The organism is Tepidiforma bonchosmolovskayae (assembly GCF_008838325.1).
Lineage (GTDB): Bacteria > Chloroflexota > Dehalococcoidia > Tepidiformales > Tepidiformaceae > Tepidiforma > Tepidiforma bonchosmolovskayae.
In genome coordinates, this window is sequence record NZ_CP042829.1 from 1,641,957 (window position 1) to 1,660,448 (window position 18,492).

The window sequence follows — 18,492 nt, forward strand, 5'->3', positions numbered from 1 at the left end:
ATGATGTTCCCCAAGGATCGCACCCTCTACGCCAGCCTCAACACCTCCTTCACCGCCTTCGACGCCCTCGTCGAGGATTGCCGGGGCCGCCGGCTCACCGGCTACATCGAGGTCGCCTTCCCCGGCTGGACCGGCACCCTCATCTTCTCCGAAGGCGAAATCCTCAACGGCGTCGTCGAGGCCGGCACCGGCCGCATCACCGGCCCCTCAGCCATCCGCGCCATCGCCGAGCGCGCCCCACAGAAGGACGGCACCATCACGGTCTCCACCGCCTTCCCTGATGTCGTCCTCCTCGTCCATCGCCTGATGGAGAGCCGCCCCCTCTACAAAGACCTCACCAGCGCCTTCACCAGCCTCGACCGCCTCATCGCCAAGCTCCGCACCGACGCCGTCACCGGGTACGTCGAAGTCCAGGTCACCGGCGACGCCGGCGTCGGCGTCATCTACCTCCAGGATGGCGAGCCGATCGAGTCCGTCTTCGCGGCCCCGCGCGTGCCCATGATGTCGGGGCAGGATGCCCTCAACGCCATCGTCGCGGCCGTCAACGCCGCCGGCGGCACCTTCAACGTCTTCATCGAAGCAAACGCCCCGGCCGCCCTCGGCCTCCCGCGCCAGGCGCCCCAGGCCGAATCCTACCGCCAGGACCTCCTCGCCTTCTGGGCCGAAGTCCTCCAGCGCGTCGAACAGTACGTCGACGGCGTCTCCAAACCCGGCCGCTTCGCCCTCGCCTTCCGCGAGGTCCTCGTCAACCGGGCCGCCACCTATCCGTTCCTCGACCCCTTCGCCGCCGAATTCTCGTACACCAACGGCACCATCGAGTTCCACGGCCCCCTGCCCGACGATTTCAGCAAAGCCATCGGAGACTGCCTCGGCGACACCATCGCCCGCCTCGCCTTCCAGCTCAAGCGCGCCGACCTCGAAACCCGCATCCGCGCAGCCCTCGAAGGCGTCAGCGACCGCCACGCAGCCGTCGTCGACCGGTTCGGCCTCCGCGAAGAATTCCAGGAGTTCGTTGCCTGACACGCACCGTCAGGGGGTGCAGCCATGGAGCGCGAAATCGAGCAACTTACCCGGCTCCCCGCCGTCGAAGGCGCCTTCCTCTGCGACAACCGCGGCGATGTCATCGTGAGCTCCGACCCGGCCGTCCTCGCCACCGTCACCATGAACACCATCGGCCGCGAAATCGGCCGCGCGTTCGTCGCGCTCCAGGCCGCCGGCTTCCCCGCCAGCCGCATCGACCTCACCTACGATTCCTGGCGCCTCCTGGCCCAGGACCTCGGCGATGCTGTCCTCTTCGTCGTCGCCCAGCCGGCGGTCGATATGGCCATGGTCCGCCTCACCGCCGATGTCGTGGTCGCTGCCTGGCAGAAGGACCCGGCCGCCCGCAAGCGCCTCGAAAAACACCGCTCCGAACGCGCCCAGCTCGTCAACCGGACCGCCCTCGACCCCGGTTCCTGGCTCACCTGGAACGTCATCGCCCAGCGCGGCAGCTAGCGCCGCGCCACTCGCACCCTCGCCCCAGGGAGGACCCCAATGCCCGAAGGACTCACCGGCAGCCTCGCCCAGCTCCCCCTCATCGACCTCCTGAAGATGCTCGCCGCCGGCGGCCAGTCCGGCCGCCTCGAACTCTCCTCCGGCCTCGACCTCGGCGACCTCTACCTCCACCGCGGCCAGGTCGTCCACGCCGAGGCATCCGGCGACTGGGGCGAGGCCGCCTTCGCCCGCCTCGTCACCTGGCCCAACGGCCAGTTCCGCTTCATCCCCGGTGAAGAACCCCCCGAGCGCTCCATCGCCAAACCGCTCGACCAGCTCCTCGCCGAAGCTGCGCGCGTCGCGTCCGAGCGGGAGGCCATCCGCCGGGTCGTCCCCTCCATGGACATCGTCCCCCGCCTCGCCCGGAAGGCACCCCGTCCCCAGCTGACCATCGACGCCGCCGACTGGGAGCTCATCGCCCTCCTCGACGGCGCCAGGACCGCCTCCGCGCTCGCCGCCGAACTCGGCCTCGACGACTTCGAAGTCATGCGCCGCATCTACCGCCTCAAACTCGCCGGCCTCGTCGAGTTCGAAAAACCCCAGCAGCTCGCACCGGCGGCCCGCGCCCTCGCCGGCCCCGCTTTCTTTCAGGCGCTGCATACGGCCGTCGCTGCCACCGTCGGCCCGCTCGCCGAGATCATCATCGATGACTGCCTCGACGCCATGGGCCACACCCGGCAGGACTTCCCCCGCGACGGCATCGCCCGCCTCGCCGAGGCCATCAGCAACGAAATCACCGACCCCGAGAAACGCGTCAGGTTCCAGCAGACGATGCTCGCGCTCATCCGCGGCCAGGCCGCTTAGCGCCGCCCGCCGAGGTCGCCCAGCAGTTCGCGCAGCTTCCGGAGGGCCCGCGTCTGGCGGGCTTTCACCGCGTCCACGGTTGTCGCCATCGCCTCCGCCGTCTCCGCCAGCGACAGCCCGTGCAGGAACCGCAGCGTCACCACCTCAGCGTCGGCGCGGGGCAGGCTCGCCACCGCCTTCGCGAGCGCCAGCTGCTCGGCGTGCCCCTCCAGCCCCTCGTCCGGCCCGTCGAACGCCTCAAGCGCCACCACCGGCGGCGCCCGGAACAGCCGCCGGCGGTGCTCCGTCACCACGTGCCGCGCAATCCCGAACAGCCACGCCCGCGCCGGCAGCCCCCGGTCCTGGAGGTGCTCCGCGCTCCGCCACGCCTGTTCGAACACCAGCGAGGCGAGCTCCTCCGCGTCGCTCGCCGAGGGCACCCGTGAGTACGCGTACCGGTAGATTGCCGGCATCTCCCGCTCAAAGAGCTCCCTCCACGCCGCCGGGTCACGCCGCCGCAGCCGCTCGATGAACTCCGGCTCCGCACCCGCCTCCGTCGCGGCGGGCGGCTCGGCGCTGCCGTACTCCGCCGCCAGCGCCAGGGCCAGGGCCCCGATCGGCCACGCGAGGACCGCCACTACCGGTCCTCCTCGGGCCTGGAATCGTTGCCCTCCTTCTCTTCCTCGTGCTTCTCGTCCTTGTCCTTCTCACCCTCCTTTTTGCCGTCCTCGTCGTCTGGCTTCTCCGTCGGGGTCGGGGTTGCAGTCGGCGGCGGCGTAGGGGTTCCAGTCGGCGGCGGCGTAGGGGTTGCAGTCGGCGGCGGCAGGCTGATGCCTCCGGGGCTGGTCGGCGTCGCAGTCGCTGACGGCGTCGCGGTCGCTGTCGGTGTCCCCGCCCCCGCGGAAGGGGAAGCCGCCGGCGGGCTGCCTGCCCCTGGCGCGGGCGTCGCCCCGGCCTGGGTCGGGCTTCCCGGTGGCGCCGCGGCGGTGCCCGCCGCATCGGGTGCCGCGCTCCCCGGGGCCGCCGTCCCGGGCGGTTCCGGCGTGCTTGCAGGCGTTGGGTCGGCCTCAGCGGTCGCGCCCGTGGTGCCGGGTGGAGTGCTCACCGGGAGTTCCGCCCCGCCGATGCCCCGGCCCGGGTCGAGGTTCCGCACCGCGTTCACCGCAAACTCGCCCGCTGCCCGCAGCGCCCCGGCGGTATCCACGCCGGCCGCCTGGGCGCCGCCCGCAGCCGCCGCCAGCAGGACCGCGCCCGCCGCCAGCCGCTGGACGAGCGGCCGGCGCTCGCTCCCCAGCCCGAGCCAGCCGAGCAGCCACGTCCGCCAGCTCCGCCCCTCGCCCTCCACATACGCCGAAAACCGCGCGCGCATCCGCGCCGACGCTGCAGCGTCGGGCCCCGGCACCCGGAGCCCTGCGACCCCGCGCGCAATGCGCGCCAGCGCCGCCGCCTCCGGGCTGGCCCCGACGCCGGCAAGCGCCGCCTCGACCTCCTCGGCCAGCCGCACCGCCTCGTCCATCCTTCGCTGCATCCTCAAGCTCTCCCCGCGGGCCGGACGCCGGCCCGCATGGTACATCGGTGCCGGCGCGCGAAAAGTGTCACTGCAGCCGCTGGTTGTGCCACACTTGCCCCATGCCAGGCTATTCCATCATCGTCGGCCGCTTCGAACGCGAGCCCTCAACCGCCGGCCGCATCGCGGCCTTCATCATCCGCTGGCTGGTCACCGCCGCCGCCGTCTGGGTCGCCGCCGCCCTGGTCCCCGGCATCCGCCTCGAAGGCCTCGGCAGCACACTCGCCGTCGCCCTCATCCTCGGCCTCCTCAACGCCTACCTGAAGCCGCTCCTCGTCATCAGCGCGCTCCCCGGCATCGTCCTCTCGCTCGGCTTCCTCCTTGTCCTCATCAACACGGCCCTCCTCGCGCTCACCGCCTGGATCGCCGGCAAGTTTGATGGCATCACCTTCGCGATAGACGGCTTCTGGAGCGCCTTCTTCGGGGCCATCATCATCTCCCTCACCAGCTTCCTCCTCACCCGCTTCATCAACCCCGGCCGCATCGCCCGCCGCTTCGACTGACCACCCGTCCCCCCGGTCCTTTGCCTCCCGTGAACCATCTGCGTAGGATGGCCTCGCCGCCGACCCGCCGGGCGGCGAGCACCCACGGGACCACGCCATGCGCATCATCGACGGCATCTACCAGCTGCTCACCCCCTTCCCACAGTTCACCATCGAGGACGCCAAAGCCCTCCGCCGCGAGCTCCAGGAGCACCCCCGCGTCACCAAAGGCCTCCCCTACGTCCTTCCCTACCTCATCAAGGACGGCGGCGACGTCGTCCTTGTCGATTGCGGCTGGAACACCGATTCCGCCTACCGCGCCCTCGAGGAGGGCATGCGCGAGCATGGCTCCCACCCGGCCGAAATCCAGCGGCTCATCATCACCCACATCCACCCCGACCACTACGGCATGGCCGGCCGCCTCAAGCAGCTCTCCTCCTGCGATGTCACCGTCCACGAAAAGGACGCCGAGGTCATCGCCACCCGCTACTTCGCCCCGCGCGCCCTCACCGAAGAGATGCAGCGATTCATGGAGATGAACGGCGTCCCGCCATCCTCCACCCCGCAGATGTCCCAGGGCTCCATCGGCATGCTCGGAAACGTCGCCGCTGTACCGCCCGACACCGAAGTCAAAGGCGGCGAGGCCTTCAAAGTCGGCGATTTCGACTTCGAAGTCATCTGGACGCCCGGCCATTCCCCCGGCCATATCTGCCTCTACGAACCCAATCGCAAAATCCTCCTCACCGGCGACCACATCCTTCCCACCATCACTCCAAACGTCTCCATCCACGCCCAGACCCATGGCAGCCCGCTCGGCGACTACATGCGCTCCCTTGAAGCCCTCGTCGACCTCGATGTCCGGCTGGTCCTCCCGGCCCACGAATTCGAAATTACCGACCTGAAAAAGCGCATTCGCGAAATCAGAGACCACCACGAACTCCGCCTCGAGGAGATGCTCGCCTGCGTCGACCGCGGCGGCTCCACCGCCTGGGAGGTCGCCGGCCGCGTCAAGTGGGCCACCGGCAGGCTCGAAGACTTCGAGCCCTGGATGCAGCGCGCCGCCGTCGGCGAGACCCTCGCCCACCTCGAATACCTCTTCGAACTGGGCCTCCTCGCCAAGGTGATGCGCGGGAAGAAGCTCTACTGGCTCCCCGTCTGACCCGCCCGCGGGGTCACTCGTCCGGCTCCTCCGGCCCGTGCGCCCGGCCGCTCAGCTCCTCCGGCTCGAGCCGCCAGCCCACCACGCCCCGCTCCCCGAACCGCGCCTCCAGCGCGGCCAGCGCCCATGCCGGGGCATCGGCCAGCCGCCGGTAGAACAGGCCCGCGAACTCCCCGAACTCCAGCGGGTCGGCCACCTCCACCCACCGCCCGTGCCCCGAGACCGACGCCCACTCCCACGGCCCGGTTGTTGCCGTGCTGTCCACCTGGAATGCTACCCGGTCGTTCGCTCGCGCCATCTCCACCTTCCGGCCCGGCGTCGTCAGCCCGCAGAAGGCGCCGTCCCGCCAGGCATAGAACATCGGCACCAGGAAGTGCCCGTCCTGCCCGAAAAAGGCCACGCGGATGACCCGCTCCTTCTCGAGCACCAGCAGCACCTCGTCCGGCGTCAGCGCCCGCGTACCCATCGGCGAAGCTCCGCTCCCCGGCGCCCCTCAGCGGTTGAGGCCCAGCTCCGTGCGGATCAGCTCGCAGATCTCGAAGGTCGGCCCCTCGGCCTGCAGCGTCGTCTGCATCTTGTTGATCGTCACCGCAACAGCCAGCCCAACCTCCGGGTCCGCAAACGCAATCGAGCCGCCGGCGCCCGGGTGCCCGAACGCTGCCTTCCGCGGCCCCATCGCACCGTGCTGGCCCATCAGCACGCCCCCGTTGAAGAAGCCGATGCTCTTCACCATCGGCATCACCAGCACCCGGTCCGGCGCCTCCGTCTGGATCGCGCTCATCAGCCCGATCCGCTCCTTCGAAACCAGCCGCACGCCGTCCACCACGCCGCCGTTCGCCAGCGCCGCATACATCTTCGCCAGCGCCCGCGCCGTGAAATGCCCGTTCGCCGCCGGCAGACACGCCCGCCGGACCCGCATGTCGTTAAAGTTCCAGCCGAGGTTTGGCGGCATCGCCTTGAAGAAATCATGGTCCGGCGGAAGCTGGAACATCGCCGCCCGCGTCTGCGCCTGCTGGCCCTCCCGGGCAGCCTGCTCCTGCGCTGTCTGGAGCGTCGCCAGCCGCTCCTCCACGCCCTCCGGGATGCCGATGTACATCTCTCCCTCGAGCCCAAGCGGCCGCACAATCTCCTCCTCCAGCACCTGCTGGATGTGCCGCCCGTCCGCGTACTGGATAATCCCGCCCGCAATCCAGCTGAACGTAATCGCGTGGTAGCCCGTCTCCGTGCCCGGCTCCCACGCCGGTTCCCCTTCCGCGATGTACCGAAGCCCGTTCTCCCACTCCAGCAGCGGCGCCGCCGCGGGGTCCATCGGCATCGCGTGCAGCCCCGCGTGGTGGCTCATCGCCTGCGCCACCGTCACCCGCGCCTTCCCCTTCTGGCCGAACTCCTCCCAGTAGCGCGCCACCGGCTGCTCGTACTCGATGATCCCCCGGTCCGCGAGGATGTGGAGCGCCGTCGCCGCCACGCCCTTCGTCGTCGAAAAGCTGCTGAAGAGCGTGTCCGGGCCCACCGGCCGCGGGTCGTTCGGGCCCATCTGGCCGGCCCACGTATCCACAATCTTCTCCCCGCCAAGGTACGCGCAGACCTGCGTCCCCAGCTGCGTGCCCCGCGCAATCTGGTCGAGCAGCAGCGCATGGACCTTCTCGTTCAATTCATCGTTCATCCCGGTCTCCAGCGGTAGTCCCTGCCGTGCACTCTACGCCGCGCGAACGCGCTTCGAAACTCCCGCCCCGCCGGCGCACCGCACGAAACGGAAAGTTTGCACATCGCCAACTTTCGCATTACGCGGGGCGCGCGACAATCTCCCCGGCGGCTCGCGCAGAGCAATCTACGCCGCCCGGCAGGAACAAGAACATGTACAGGCGCTTCATCCTCCTGGTCGCTGCAGGTCTTGCGGCCGGCATGCTCCTGGCAGCCTGCAGCGGCGACGACTCCGACTCCGGCAGCGGCACCGGTTCCGGCGGGTCCTCCGGCTCCGCGACCGAAACCGCCGGTTCGCCGGCCGCCTCGCCCGCCGCGACCCGCGCCGGCTCGGCCTCCCCCACCGGCACGTCGGGCTCCTCCGGTGGCATCCCCGACGACCTCAAGAAGCTCGCCGCCGACGCCGCAAAGGCCACCTTCACCGCCACCTATGAACTCGCGCAGCCCGGAATGAAGGGCACCATGACCATCGCGCAGGATGGCAAGAACAGCCGCGTCGCCCTCAAATCTGCCGAAGGCGAGTTCATCATCATCAACACCGAGAAAGACACCTTCACCTGCTTCAAGATCGGCCAGACCGGCATCTGCCAGCGCCAGGCGCCCGACCCCTCGCTGACCGGCCTCGACCTCCGCGGCCGCCTCGATGACCTCGAAAAGGACGGCGGCAGCCTGAGCTACAAAAAGGTCGACGACCGCAAAGTCGCCGGTCTCGATTCCTCCTGCTGGAAGACCGGTGACGGCACCACCGAGGCGACCCTCTGCATCGCGAAGAAGGAAAAGGTCATGACCGTCCTGGAAGAAAAGTCGACCGGGATCTCCTTCACGCTCACCGACTACTCCGGCAAGGTCGACAGCAAGCTCTTCGAGCCGCCCTACCCGGTCCAGTAGTCCGTAACAGCCGGCCCGAACGCAAAGAAAAGGCGGGGCCTCCCGCACCCGGGAGACCCCGCCCGGCACCGCGCCCCCTCCGGCGCAGCGTTCAGACCGCTTCGATGACCTCGCCCTCGACGATGTCTCCGTCACGGCCGCTCCCGGCACCCGCCGGCGCCGCGTCCACCGCCGAGAACCGGAACTCGCCGTCGGCAAAGTCGACCACGACCTTCTGGCCTTCGCGGAACTCGCCGGCAAGGATCCGGCGCGCCAGCTCGTTCTCGATCCGGCGCTGGACCGTCCGCCGCAGCGGCCGTGCGCCGTAGACCGGGTCGTACCCCTCGCGCACCAGCTCCGCCTTCGCCGCCGGCGTCAGCTCGAAGTCGATCTTCCGCTCCGCCAGCCGCTTGCGGACTTCGTTCGCCAGCAGGTCCACAATCTGCGTCAGCTGCTCCTGGGTCAGCGGCTCGAACACGATAATCTCGTCGATCCGGTTCAGGAACTCCGGCCGGAAGTGCTCCCGCAGCGCCTTCTCCACCGAGCCCTGCAGGATCTCCTGCTCGGTCATCCCGTCCGTCCGCACCGTGAACCCGAACGTCGCCCGCTCCTGGGCGCTCGTGCCCAGGTTGCTCGTCATAATGATGACCGTGTTCCGGAAGTCCACCGTCCGGCCCTGGCCGTCCGTCAGCCGCCCGTCATCGAGCACCTGCAGCAGCGTGTTGAAGACGTCCGGGTGCGCCTTCTCGATCTCGTCGAACAGGATCACCCGGTACGGCCGCCTCCGGACTGCCTCCGTCAGCGCGCCGCCTTCCTCGTACCCCACATACCCCGGCGGGGCGCCGATCAGCCGGCTCACAGAGTGCCGCTCCTGGTACTCGGACATGTCGATCCGGACCATCGCGTCTTCGCTGTCGAACAGGTACTCGGCCAGCGCCTTCGCCAGCTCCGTCTTCCCGACGCCTGTGGGCCCGAGGAAGATGAACGAGCCGATCGGCCGCTTCGGGTCCTTCAGCCCGGCACGCGCCCTGCGGATCGCGTCGGCAACCGCCTTGATCGCGCGGTCCTGCCCGATGACCCGCTGGTGCAGGTGCTCCTCCAGGTGCAGCAGCTTCTCCTGCTCCGTCTCCCCCAGCTTCGAGACCGGGATGCCCGTGATGTCCGAAATCAGCCTCGCGATATCCTCCGCCGTAACCCGGCGGTCCACCTCCGGGTGCTCCCGCTCCCAGGCCGCTTTCTGCCGCTGGTACTCGTCCTGCAGCTGCAGGATCCGCTGCTTGATCCGCGCCGCAGCCTCGTAGTCCTCCCGCTGGACCGCCGCCTCGGTCTCCAGCGCCAGCTCCTCCAGCTCCTCCTGCAGCCGCCGCAGGTTATCGGGCAGCGATTGCGCCTCGATCACGTGCTTGCTCGCCGCCTCGTCGATCAGGTCGATCGCCTTGTCCGGCAGCTTCCGCTCCGTGAGGTACCGCGCCGAGAGCTTCGCCGCCGCCTCGATCGCATCGTCGGTAATCTCCACCTTGTGATGCGCCTCGTACTTCGGCCGGAGCCCCTTCAGGATCGCAATCGTATCCTCGATGCTCGGCTCCTCCACGAACACCGGCGCGAACCGCCGCTCCAGGGCCGGGTCCTTCTCGATCCGTTCCCGGTACTCGTCCAGCGTCGTCGCGCCGATGACGTGCAGCTCACCCCGCGCGAGCGCCGGCTTCATCAGGTTCGAAGCATCGATGGCGCCCTCGGCGCCGCCCGCGCCCATCACGGTGTGCAGCTCGTCGATGAACAGGATGACCTGCCCCTCGGCCTGCTTCACCTCATCCATCACGGCCTTCAGCCGCTCTTCGAACTCCCCGCGGAACTTCGAACCGGCCACCAGCGCGCCCATGTCCAGCGAAAGCAGCCGCTTCCCCTGCAGGTTCTCCGGCACATCGCCCGCCACAATCTTCTGCGCCAGCCCCTCGACGATCGCCGTCTTGCCGACGCCCGCCTCGCCGATGAGCACCGGGTTGTTCTTCGTCCGGCGGTTCAAAATCTGCATCACCCGGCGAATCTCCGCCTCGCGTCCAATCACCGGGTCGAGCTTCCCCTGCCGCGCCAGCTCCGTCAGGTCCACCGAGTACTTCTCCAGCGACTGGTACCGGCTCTCCGCCGTCTGGCTGGTCACCCGCTGCTTCCCCCGGATCTCCTGCAGCGCCCGGTAGATGCCTTCCTTCGTGACGCCGAATTCCGCCAGCAGCCGCGTCGCGCCGCTCTCTTCGTTGTCCGCAATCGCAATCAGCAGGTGCTCAACGCCGACGTACTCATCCTTCAGCCGCTCGGCTTCGGCGTTCGCTACCTCCAGCATCCGCACCACTTCCGGCGTGGTGTAAATCTGCACCACATCGTACGCCAGCGTCGGCAGCTGATCGACCGCCTTCGCCACCCGCTCCTTCAGCCGGCGCATGTCGACGTTCAGCTTCAGCAGCACCTGCTCGGCAAGCCCGCCCTTGTGGTTCACCAGCGCCCACAGCACATGCGGCACCGACCACTGGCTGTTCCGCTTCTGCCGCACCAGCTCCTGCGAGGCCGCCAGCACCTCCTGCGCCTGCTCCGTGAATCTGTCCTGTCGCATCATCGTTCGCTACTCCTGTGACTCGCTCGAATGTCCAGGGGTTTGGGGCGCCGCTCGTTCGTGTTCCCTGGTCCCACGCCCGCCATGACCTGCGGCAGCGGATTACGCGCCGCCGCCCTGGTACGGTGCCGGCAGCCGCGTCGCCCGGAGGCGGTTCAGCTCCGCCCGCGTCGCCTCCAGTTCCGCCTGCAGCCGCCGGATCTGCTCGTTCATCCGCAGGATGATGTCGACCCCCGCCAGGTTGACGCCCAGCTCATCGATGAGCCGCTGCGCCGTCCTGATCCGCTGGATGTCGGCATTCGAGTACATGCGGATGTTCCCTCCCGTCCGCTTCGGACGGATGAGCCCCACCTTCTCGTAGTACCGCAGCGTCTGCTGGTGCATGCCCACCAGCCGCGCGGCAATGGAGATGACGTACATCGGCTCGTCGTCATCGACATCCAGCGGGGCATTCCGGCCGTCCATGTCGTCGTACTGCGCCATCCGTCACCTCCTTTCCTCAGTGCCGGGCCGCTGCCCCGCGCAGCTCGCGGAGCGCCTCCCAGTGCTTCCGCTCCTCGGCCGTCAGGTGGTCCGGCAGCAGGACCCGCACCTTCACGTACAGGTCGCCCCGTTTGCCCGCCTGCCCGAGCACCGGCATCCCTTTCCCCGAAAGGCGGAACTGCCGCCCGTTCTGCGTCAGCTCCGGGATGCGCAGCGCCACCCGGCCGTCGATCGTCTGGACCATCACTTCGCCGCCGAGCACCGCATCGACCACCGGCACGTCGACCTCGGTCACCAGGTCGTCGCCCTTCCGTTCGAAGCGCGCATGCGGCAGCACGGTCACCAGCAGGTAGAGGTCGCCCGGCGCGCCATTGCCGATGCCGGGCCGGCCCTCGCCGGCAATCCGCACCCGCGACCCCGTCTTCACGCCCGGCGGAATCCGCACCTCCAGCCGCCGCACCTTCATCGTCGTGCCCATGCCCTCGCAGGCGTGGCAGAGCGCACCCGCGATCTCGCCGGTGCCGCCGCAGGTCCGGCACACGTCCGGCGTCTGCAGATTCAGCGTCCGGGTCGTCCCGTGGAACGCCTCTTCGAGGGTGATCTCCACCGGTGTCTCGACATCCTGGCCGCGGCGGCTGCCGCCCATCCCGCGCGGCCCCCCGCGCTCCCGCCGGAACAGCGTCTCGAAAATCGAGCCGAAGTCCCCGAACGGGTCGCCGCCGCCGTTCTCGCGGCCGAACGGGCTCCCGCCGCGGGCGAAGGGGTTCCCCCCGCCCGGCCGCGCCCCCGCCGCCTCGAACTGGTCCGCCAGCTCCCACTGGTCGCCCCAGCGGTCGTACTTCTTCCGCTTCTCCGGGTCGGAAAGGACCTCGTACGCCTGGTTGATCTCCTTGAAGCGCGCCTCGGCCGCCTTGTCGCCCGGGTTCACGTCCGGGTGGTACTTGCGGGCGAGCTTCCGGTAGGCCGCCTTGATCTCCTTCTCGCTGGCCGTCCGGCTGACGCCAAGCACCTCGTAGAAGTCCTTTGCCATGCCCGTAGCATACCCCGGCCCCGGCGTCCTGCGCAACCTCTTTGCCAAAATTCTTACAACGCCGTTATCAGACCTCTTGACAACACCTCGCGCCCTCGCCACAATGAGGCCGAAACCACCACAGCCAGGGAGGTGCACCGATGGCTAACGCACTCACTCGCTGGGACCCCGCCGCGGAAATCACCGCCATGCGGAACCTCATGGACCGCCTCTTCGAGCAGTCCTTCGGCCGCTTCCCGGCCTTCCGCAACGGCAGTGAAGACCTCGGCCCCATCACCCTCGCCCTCGACGTGATCGAGCAGCCCGATAGCTTCGTCATCAAGGCCGCCATCCCCGGCGTCGACCCCAAGGACGTCGACATCTCCGTCGAAGACGACGTCCTTACCATCAAGGGCGAGTTCAGCCACAAGGAAGAGGCCAACGAGGAGAACTACCTCCGCCGCGAGATCCGCTACGGCAGCTTCCAGCGGCAGCTCCGTCTCCCGCCCACCGTCGACGCCGAGAAGGCCTCCGCTTCCTTCGAGCACGGCATGCTCCGCCTGGTGCTGCCGAAGAAGCCCGAAGCCCGCGCTCGCTCGATCAAGATCACCCCGCAGGGCGTCGTCGAAGGGCAGACGGTCTCCAACAGCTGACCGCCAGTCATTCGAGGGGAACCAGCACAGCGGCCCCGGTCACCTGACCGGGGCCGCTGCTGTTTCTCCCGCGCGGGAGCCTGCCCGCGCCAGGTCAGTCGCAGCCGCCGTCGTCGAACCGCTCGCCGCCCGTGATGTGGATCGCCGCGGCCCATGCCGCCAGCACCGCCCCGGCGCCCAGCACAAGCCCCGCCGGCAGGAGCAGCAGCGAGGCCCGCACCGCCCGCACTCCGGCAGCCCCCAGCGCCGCCGCCAGCCCCGCCAGCGCGGCCCCCCGCCACAGCAGCGGCGCCGGAGCCAGCGTCAGCAGCGGCAGGTCGCCGTGTCCGTGCGCCTCCGCCGGTTCGCCCGGCAGGCCGGCCGGTTCCTCAGCCGCCATGCCGCTGGTCCGGCGGAAGCATGTTCGGAATGCCGTCCTCAATCGGGTAGCGCTCGCCACACGCCCTGCACACCAGCACCCCCGCCACGATCTCCCCCTCCCGCTCCTCGGCGTCGCGCAGTTCGAGCTCCCCCTTGCACAGGGGACAGCACAGGATCTCCAGTAGAACCGGTTCCATCGCCACCCATCCTACCGCGGCCTGCCCGTTCGCGCCTTGGCGTATTCGCCCGCCGTCCGCCACCATACCCGCGGTGAACTGGCTCGACCTGCTCATCCTCGCCGTTCTCGCCTTCTCCACCTGGCGCGCCTACGCCAGCGGGTTCATCCGCGAACTCGTCGTCCTCGTCTCCGTCATCCTCGCCATCCCAATCGCCGGCGCCCTCTACTCCCGCATGTTCCCGAAGGTCAATCCCATCTTCGATAACGAGGATCTCTCCGCGGTCATCTCCTTCCTCTCCATCCTGGCCGGCGTCATCATCGGCGGAAACGTCCTCGCCCACCTCCTCAAGCGCACCGCCGAGATGCTCAACCTCGGCGCGCTCGACCGCCTCGCCGGCGCCGCCTTCGGCTTCCTCAAAGCCGCCCTCGTCATCCAGGCCATCCTCATCGTCCTCGTCCGCTACCCGAGCCCCGACGTCCGCAGCGAAATCGATAGCTCCCGCGCCGCCAAAGCCCTCCTCGACGCAGCGCCGCTCACCCTGGCCTTCCTCCCGAAGACCTTCGAAACCGGCGTCGAGCTCTTCCGCAACGCCGCCGACAGCATCGATGGCCCCGGCGCCGCGCCGACGCCCGCCCGGTGAGCCACGACCCCCTCGCTGCCCTCCGGCAGCCGAACTTCGCCGCCTACGCCGCCGCCCGCCTCGTGAGCGCCGTCGCCATGACGATGCTCAACGCCACCATCCTCTACCACGTCTACCAGCTCACCGGCTCCGCCTACCAGCTGGCGTTTATCGGTCTCGCCCGGTTCCTCCCCTCCCTTGGCCTCACCCTCGTCGGCGGCGCCGTCGCCGATGCCCGCAACCGCAAAGTCATCGTGATGGTCACCCTGGTTGTCCCCGCCCTCGCCTCGGCCGCCCTCTTCGCCGCCACCGCCGGCGATGCGGTCACCTCGCCGCTCATCTACGCCCTTGTCCTGGCGGTCGCTGTCGCGGCCTCGTTCGAAGCCCCGGCCCGCCAGGCGCTCCTCCCCCAGGTGGTCACCCCGGAGGCCTTCCCAAACGCTATCGTCGTCAGCTCCACCATCCAGTCGCTCGGCTTCGTGACCGGCCCCGCCGCGGCCGGCCTCTGCATTGCCGTTTCGGGCGTCGGCGCAGCGTACGCCGTCCACGCTGCCCTCGTCCTCGCCGCCGTCGGCATCACCGCCCTCCTCCGGCCCCGCCCCGTCCAGGGCCCGCGCCGGGCCGTCTCCCTCGCCGCCATCCGCGAAGGGCTGGAGTTCGTCTTCCGCCGCCAGCCGCTCATCGGCGCCATGACCCTCGACATGTTCGCCGTCATCTTCGGCGGTGCCCAGGCGCTCCTTCCCATCTACGCAACCGACATCCTCCAGGTCGGCGGCCTCGGCTACGGCATCCTCTCCGCCTCCCTCGAAGCCGGCGCCCTCCTCATGTCGCTCCTGCTCATCATCCTGCCCCCCGTCCGCCAGGCCGGCCGGGCCCTCCTCGTCGCCGTCGCTCTCTTCGGCCTCGGAACGATCGTGTTCGGCCTCTCCCGCAACTTCTACCTCTCCGTGGCGGTCTACGCCTGCATCGGCATGGCCGACCAGGTCTCCGTCGTCCTCCGCCAGACCATCATCCAGCTCGCAACCCCGGATGAACTCCGCGGCCGCGTCTCCAGCGTCAACATGCTCTTCATCGGCGCCTCCAACCAGCTCGGTGCAGTCGAATCGGGCCTCGTCGCCGGCCTCACCAGCGCCACATTCGCCGTCGTCTCCGGCGGCGCCGGCACGCTCGCGGTCGTCGCGTTCGTCGCAGCACGGCTGCCCGGCCTCCGCCGCTACCGGATCGAGCCCGAAGTCCGCGGCGAAGCCGTCACCTCGCAGGCCGCCGCCGGGTGACCGTCCTTGCCGCACGCCCCGCGCCGCTCTGCCATACTGCAGGCGTGGACCCGGCCGCCGACGCCATCGCCCGCGAAATCGACGCCCTCCTCGACGCCTACGACCGCGAACTCGAGTACTTCGAGAGCACCGCCGCCCTCCTCATTCCCCTCATGCGCGACCTCCTCGCCGCGATCGATGCCGCCTTCGCCAGCCCGTCCGACCCGCAGGTCCTCGAAGGCGCCCGCAACGCCCGCGCCCGCTACGTCGAAGCCCTCCAGGGCCTGCAACCCCTGCTCGACGACTGGCTGAAGGTGCGCGGCTCCAACTGGCGCGCCTGGGAGGCCGAGCCCGCCATGTCCGACCTCCAGTACGCCCGCCTGGAGCGCCTCTCCGCCCGCGAAACCGCCCTCGCCCTCGGCCGCGACGAGTTCGACCGCCTCCAGGATGCCGTCCGCAGCCGCCTCCTCCTCTTCGAAGAAGCGACCCGCGGCCGCTGACTACAGCTCCCCCAGCTCGATGACCGGCGGCAGCGGATGCGGCCCGTGCGGTTCGAACACCCGCGGCTCCGCCAGCACGCTGTTCAGCAGCATCGGCGGCAGCTCCGCAAGGATATACTCGAACGTCAGCGGCCCGCCCGGGCGCCGCCAGCTGAAGTTGTTGTTCGTCGCGAACATCAGCGTGTAGGCCACCAGCCGCGCGTCACGCGGAATGAACACCCCCTCGTTGATGCCCCACGTCACCACGTCCATCAGCGCGTGCTCGTAGTCCCGGTCCGCCTCCCGCACCCGTTCCCGCCCCTCCGGCGAAAGGTTCCGCGAGCGCCCCCCGACATAGCTCGCCCGCACGATCGTGTGGTGCTCGCCCATGATCAGCAGGTCCCGCAGCGCGTTGAACAGCGCCGCCTCCGGCCCCGGCGCACGCTCGATGATCGCCCGCAGCCGCCGCTCGGCCGTGCGCACCGCCTCCACCGCCACCTCCACCCAGAGGTCTTCCTTGCTCCGGAACTGGTAGTAGATCACTGCCCGGCTCGTGCCCAGCTTCGCCGCCACATCCTCGAGCGTCGCATCCGGCAGCCCCTTCTCCAGCACCACCTCCGCCATCGCCCGCATGATCTCCCGCCGGCGGGCCTCCGCTCGCGCCGGGTCTTGCACCCGGTATCCTCGCAATCCAAACTCGTCGCCCATCGCGTCCCCGGCGTCACCCGCATTGTTGCACGGCGGCCATTGACAACTCTACCACCCCCGCGATAGATTGCACGCCTTCGGATAAACACACGCGTCTAATCTTTGCTGTCGGGTTGGGCGCGTGGTCCGAAGCGGGCCCGGGTGCGGTGTGCAGGCTTTGTAGGGGCGCCTGCACACCCCCCGGAACACCCCGAACCACCCCCGGCGGGCGAGCGGACCGCAATCCCGCTCACCCCCAAACACGTACCGTTGGCAAATAGGCGATATTGACGGCGCCTATGAAGGGCAGTACAAGGCACGCATCTATGCCGGCCGACGCAGCCGGCGCCACGCACCCGGGGGGAAGGGACACCATGCACCGCGACAACTACTGGACCAGGAAACTCCGCCGCCGCAGCTTCCTCGGCGGCACCGCCGCCGCTGGCCTCGGCGCCAGCGCATGGATCCTCGCCGGCTGCGGGGACGATGACGATTCCGGCGCCGGCAAACCGACGCCGACACCCGCCGGCGTCCGCCCCGGCACCCCGACCCAGCCCACGCCCACGACCCCGGGCGAGGTCGTCAAGAAGGGCGGCACCTACAGGCTCCGCCAGGGCGCCATCTTCGCCACCATCAACCCCTACGGCGGCCTCGATAGCGGCCTCCTCTGGGGCTTCACCATCTTCGACCACCTCTGGTACACCCCGCTCGATACCGGCATCCGCGAAAACTTCCTCGCCACCAGCATCGAGCAGCCGGATCCGCTCCACTTCACGGTCAAAATCGGCGAGGCCTACTTCCACAACAAACCCCCTGTCAACGGCCGCCGCGTCAAAGCCCAGGACGTCGCCGCCTCCTACATGGCCGCCCGCCAGCAAACCCGCATCTCCAACTCCTCCTGGTGGACCCAGGTCCTCGATAACGTCGTCGCCGTCGACGACTCCACCATCAACTTCACCCTGAAGCAGGTCGACGCCTGGACCTTCTCCTCCACCAACGGCGGCAGCCCCATCGGCTCCTCCATCCTCCCCGAGGAGATCGCCAAGGACCCCTCCTTCATGGATAAGGACCTCATCGGCAGCGGCCGATTCGAGTTTGTCAGCCACGAGAACGGCGCCAACTTCAAGCTCAAGCGCTTCGAAAAGTGGCGCGTCCCCGGTGAGCCCTACCTCGCAGCCCAGGAGTACCGCCTCATCCAGGAGCAGGCTGCCGCCCTCGCCGCCTTCTCCGCCGAAGAAATCCACACCGTTGCCCTTAACAACAAGCTTGAGCGCGAAGACCTCGTGAAAAAGCACGGCGACAAAATCGTCATCGACGCCGAGGACTCCCGCTCCGTCTGGACCGTCCTCCCCCGCGGCGATGGCCAGTGGGCCGACCCCCGCGTCATCCAGGCCATCTCCATGGCCATCGACCGCAAGGAGCTCATCAACCTCATGAACTTCGGCGAGGGCAAGATCAGCGGCCCCGTGCCCCCGGCCTTCGGCGAAGCACTCCCCGAGGCCGACCTCATGGCCACCTGGGGCAAGCACGACCCCGCCGAGGCGAAGAAGCTCCTCGCCGCAACCGCTTTCAATACCGCCAAAGAGTACGAGCTCAAGTACATCACCCCCGGCGACCGCAACCAGCAGTTCGCCCAGATCATCCGCTCCCAGCTCGAAAAGAACCTCGGCCTCAAAATCAAGCTCGTCGGCGAAGACCTCGGCCGCTGGCTCCAGCAGTCCCTCTACGGCTCCCAGTACGACGGCTTCATGGTGTACGCCAGCCTCGCCTACGACGACCCCAGCTCCTACATCGGCGGCTACGCGAAGCAGATCGGCGGCCGCCCCAACTGGGCCGGCTACAGCAACGACGAGATGGACGAGCTCGTCAAGAAACAGAAGACCATCCTCGACGACGCCCAGCGCAAGGCCGCCGTCCAGGACATCCAGCGCAAGGCCTGGGAACGGGGCGCACCCTTCATCCCAACCTTCATCGCCATCTCGAACAGCGCCACCTGGAGCTACGTCAAAGGCCGGGTCGTCGGCCGCGGCAGCTACGGCCTCTTCAACGGGAAAATCTGGATCGACAAGTAGA

General features: G+C 69.1%; 21 protein-coding genes. 11 read left to right on the forward strand and 10 right to left on the reverse strand.

Translation table 11 applies throughout. The annotated features are described in order from the left end of the window. From Tbon_RS08220 to Tbon_RS08230, 3 genes are read left to right on the forward strand one after another with little or no spacing between them, the layout of a single operon-like run. A complete protein-coding gene (locus Tbon_RS08220; RefSeq protein ID WP_158067244.1) occupies positions 1-1,020 on the forward strand; it encodes a hypothetical protein in 1,020 nt (339 codons plus the stop codon). A gap of 24 nt (positions 1,021-1,044) precedes the next feature. After that, positions 1,045-1,494 carry a hypothetical protein gene (locus Tbon_RS08225; RefSeq protein ID WP_158067245.1) on the forward strand — a complete coding sequence of 150 codons (450 nt, stop codon included), beginning with the start codon at positions 1,045-1,047 and terminating at the stop codon, positions 1,492-1,494. Positions 1,495-1,533: 39 nt separating this feature from the next. Then, complete coding sequence (locus Tbon_RS08230; protein WP_158067246.1) at positions 1,534-2,337, forward strand: DUF4388 domain-containing protein; 804 nt, start codon at positions 1,534-1,536, stop codon at positions 2,335-2,337. Here the strand turns inward: Tbon_RS08230 and Tbon_RS08235 are convergent. Further along, a complete protein-coding gene (locus Tbon_RS08235) occupies positions 2,334-2,954 on the reverse strand; it encodes an RNA polymerase sigma factor (protein WP_158067247.1) in 621 nt (206 codons plus the stop codon). The genes Tbon_RS08230 and Tbon_RS08235 overlap by 4 nt on opposite strands. Continuing rightward, on the reverse strand, positions 2,954-3,844 hold the full coding sequence (locus Tbon_RS08240; RefSeq protein WP_158067248.1) for a hypothetical protein: 891 nt from the start codon (positions 3,842-3,844) through the stop codon (positions 2,954-2,956). Before Tbon_RS08240 ends, Tbon_RS08235 begins: the two co-directional genes overlap by 1 nt. Before the next feature lie 101 nt (positions 3,845-3,945). Here Tbon_RS08240 and Tbon_RS08245 point away from each other — a divergent pair, with 101 nt between their 5' ends. After that, entirely contained in the window at positions 3,946-4,386 is a 441-nt protein-coding gene (locus Tbon_RS08245) for a phage holin family protein (RefSeq protein ID WP_158067249.1), read from the forward strand. A gap of 97 nt (positions 4,387-4,483) precedes the next feature. After that, the gene (locus Tbon_RS08250; RefSeq protein WP_158067250.1) at positions 4,484-5,524 is read left to right on the forward strand and encodes an MBL fold metallo-hydrolase; all 1,041 of its coding nucleotides are present in this window, start codon (positions 4,484-4,486) and stop codon (positions 5,522-5,524) included. Positions 5,525-5,537: 13 nt separating this feature from the next. Here Tbon_RS08250 and Tbon_RS08255 read toward each other — a convergent pair whose 3' ends face one another. Beyond that, complete coding sequence (locus Tbon_RS08255) at positions 5,538-5,990, reverse strand: pyridoxamine 5'-phosphate oxidase family protein (protein WP_158067251.1); 453 nt, start codon at positions 5,988-5,990, stop codon at positions 5,538-5,540. A gap of 27 nt (positions 5,991-6,017) precedes the next feature. Continuing rightward, complete coding sequence (locus Tbon_RS08260; RefSeq protein ID WP_158067252.1) at positions 6,018-7,187, reverse strand: serine hydrolase domain-containing protein; 1,170 nt, start codon at positions 7,185-7,187, stop codon at positions 6,018-6,020. Positions 7,188-7,378: 191 nt separating this feature from the next. Between Tbon_RS08260 and Tbon_RS08265 the strand changes: the two genes are divergently transcribed. After that, a complete protein-coding gene (locus Tbon_RS08265; RefSeq protein WP_158067253.1) occupies positions 7,379-8,113 on the forward strand; it encodes a hypothetical protein in 735 nt (244 codons plus the stop codon). A gap of 91 nt (positions 8,114-8,204) precedes the next feature. Here Tbon_RS08265 and Tbon_RS08270 read toward each other — a convergent pair whose 3' ends face one another. From Tbon_RS08270 to Tbon_RS08280, 3 genes are all read right to left on the reverse strand, one after another. Further along, on the reverse strand, positions 8,205-10,697 hold the full coding sequence (locus Tbon_RS08270) for an ATP-dependent Clp protease ATP-binding subunit (protein WP_158068273.1): 2,493 nt from the start codon (positions 10,695-10,697) through the stop codon (positions 8,205-8,207). Positions 10,698-10,799: 102 nt separating this feature from the next. Then, positions 10,800-11,180 carry a heat shock protein transcriptional repressor HspR gene (locus Tbon_RS08275; protein WP_225734581.1) on the reverse strand — a complete coding sequence of 127 codons (381 nt, stop codon included), beginning with the start codon at positions 11,178-11,180 and terminating at the stop codon, positions 10,800-10,802. Positions 11,181-11,196: 16 nt separating this feature from the next. After that, positions 11,197-12,210: a DnaJ C-terminal domain-containing protein gene (locus Tbon_RS08280; protein ID WP_158067254.1), complete on the reverse strand. Its 1,014-nt coding sequence runs from the start codon at positions 12,208-12,210 to the stop codon at positions 11,197-11,199. A 140-nt stretch (positions 12,211-12,350) separates the two neighbouring features. Here Tbon_RS08280 and Tbon_RS08285 point away from each other — a divergent pair, with 140 nt between their 5' ends. Next, positions 12,351-12,842, forward strand: a complete 492-nt coding sequence (locus Tbon_RS08285; RefSeq protein WP_158067255.1) for an Hsp20/alpha crystallin family protein — start codon at positions 12,351-12,353, stop codon at positions 12,840-12,842. A gap of 94 nt (positions 12,843-12,936) precedes the next feature. On the opposite strand, the gene Tbon_RS08290 is transcribed toward Tbon_RS08285, so the two are convergent. Together Tbon_RS08290 and Tbon_RS08295 are read right to left on the reverse strand one after the other, a co-directional pair. Continuing rightward, positions 12,937-13,221 carry a hypothetical protein gene (locus tag Tbon_RS08290; protein WP_158067256.1) on the reverse strand — a complete coding sequence of 95 codons (285 nt, stop codon included), beginning with the start codon at positions 13,219-13,221 and terminating at the stop codon, positions 12,937-12,939. After that, positions 13,211-13,399, reverse strand: a complete 189-nt coding sequence (locus tag Tbon_RS08295) for a methytransferase partner Trm112 (protein WP_158067257.1) — start codon at positions 13,397-13,399, stop codon at positions 13,211-13,213. Before Tbon_RS08295 ends, Tbon_RS08290 begins: the two co-directional genes overlap by 11 nt. A gap of 73 nt (positions 13,400-13,472) precedes the next feature. Between Tbon_RS08295 and Tbon_RS08300 the strand changes: the two genes are divergently transcribed. The 3 genes from Tbon_RS08300 to Tbon_RS08310 are packed head-to-tail and all read left to right on the forward strand — an operon-like array spanning position 13,473 to position 15,753. After that, on the forward strand, positions 13,473-14,021 hold the full coding sequence (locus tag Tbon_RS08300; RefSeq protein WP_192497844.1) for a CvpA family protein: 549 nt from the start codon (positions 13,473-13,475) through the stop codon (positions 14,019-14,021). Beyond that, complete coding sequence (locus Tbon_RS08305; protein ID WP_158067259.1) at positions 14,018-15,274, forward strand: MFS transporter; 1,257 nt, start codon at positions 14,018-14,020, stop codon at positions 15,272-15,274. The genes Tbon_RS08300 and Tbon_RS08305 overlap by 4 nt, the downstream gene beginning before the upstream one ends. Before the next feature lie 44 nt (positions 15,275-15,318). Then, positions 15,319-15,753, forward strand: coding sequence for a hypothetical protein (locus Tbon_RS08310; protein WP_158067260.1), 435 nt, complete (start codon positions 15,319-15,321; stop codon positions 15,751-15,753). On the opposite strand, the gene Tbon_RS08315 is transcribed toward Tbon_RS08310, so the two are convergent. Continuing rightward, complete coding sequence (locus Tbon_RS08315) at positions 15,754-16,407, reverse strand: TetR/AcrR family transcriptional regulator (RefSeq protein ID WP_192497845.1); 654 nt, start codon at positions 16,405-16,407, stop codon at positions 15,754-15,756. It abuts the gene before it with no gap. A 386-nt stretch (positions 16,408-16,793) separates the two neighbouring features. On the opposite strand from Tbon_RS08315, the gene Tbon_RS08320 reads away from it, so the two are divergent. Then, positions 16,794-18,491, forward strand: a complete 1,698-nt coding sequence (locus Tbon_RS08320) for an ABC transporter substrate-binding protein (RefSeq protein ID WP_192497846.1) — start codon at positions 16,794-16,796, stop codon at positions 18,489-18,491. Position 18,492 lies beyond the last annotated feature (1 nt).

Excerpts from the sequence above, each read along its gene's own strand:
- Tbon_RS08320 (WP_192497846.1), top strand. The coding sequence starts at position 16,794 with ATGCACCGCGACAACTACTGGACCAGGAAACTCCGCCGCCGCAGCTTC.
- Tbon_RS08245 (WP_158067249.1), top strand. The coding sequence starts at position 3,946 with ATGCCAGGCTATTCCATCATCGTCGGCCGCTTCGAACGCGAGCCCTCA.
- Tbon_RS08290 (WP_158067256.1), bottom strand. The coding sequence starts at position 13,221 with ATGGCGGCTGAGGAACCGGCCGGCCTGCCGGGCGAACCGGCGGAGGCG.
- Tbon_RS08285 (WP_158067255.1), top strand. The coding sequence starts at position 12,351 with ATGGCTAACGCACTCACTCGCTGGGACCCCGCCGCGGAAATCACCGCC.
- Tbon_RS08255 (WP_158067251.1), bottom strand. The coding sequence starts at position 5,990 with ATGGGTACGCGGGCGCTGACGCCGGACGAGGTGCTGCTGGTGCTCGAG.
- Tbon_RS08220 (WP_158067244.1), top strand. The coding sequence starts at position 1 with ATGATGTTCCCCAAGGATCGCACCCTCTACGCCAGCCTCAACACCTCC.
- Tbon_RS08265 (WP_158067253.1), top strand. The coding sequence starts at position 7,379 with ATGTACAGGCGCTTCATCCTCCTGGTCGCTGCAGGTCTTGCGGCCGGC.
- Tbon_RS08225 (WP_158067245.1), top strand. The coding sequence starts at position 1,045 with ATGGAGCGCGAAATCGAGCAACTTACCCGGCTCCCCGCCGTCGAAGGC.
- Tbon_RS08280 (WP_158067254.1), bottom strand. The coding sequence starts at position 12,210 with ATGGCAAAGGACTTCTACGAGGTGCTTGGCGTCAGCCGGACGGCCAGC.
- Tbon_RS08230 (WP_158067246.1), top strand. The coding sequence starts at position 1,534 with ATGCCCGAAGGACTCACCGGCAGCCTCGCCCAGCTCCCCCTCATCGAC.
- Tbon_RS08295 (WP_158067257.1), bottom strand. The coding sequence starts at position 13,399 with ATGGAACCGGTTCTACTGGAGATCCTGTGCTGTCCCCTGTGCAAGGGG.
- Tbon_RS08250 (WP_158067250.1), top strand. The coding sequence starts at position 4,484 with ATGCGCATCATCGACGGCATCTACCAGCTGCTCACCCCCTTCCCACAG.
- Tbon_RS08260 (WP_158067252.1), bottom strand. The coding sequence starts at position 7,187 with ATGAACGATGAATTGAACGAGAAGGTCCATGCGCTGCTGCTCGACCAG.
- Tbon_RS08275 (WP_225734581.1), bottom strand. The coding sequence starts at position 11,180 with ATGGCGCAGTACGACGACATGGACGGCCGGAATGCCCCGCTGGATGTC.
- Tbon_RS08270 (WP_158068273.1), bottom strand. The coding sequence starts at position 10,697 with ATGCGACAGGACAGATTCACGGAGCAGGCGCAGGAGGTGCTGGCGGCC.
- Tbon_RS08240 (WP_158067248.1), bottom strand. The coding sequence starts at position 3,844 with ATGCAGCGAAGGATGGACGAGGCGGTGCGGCTGGCCGAGGAGGTCGAG.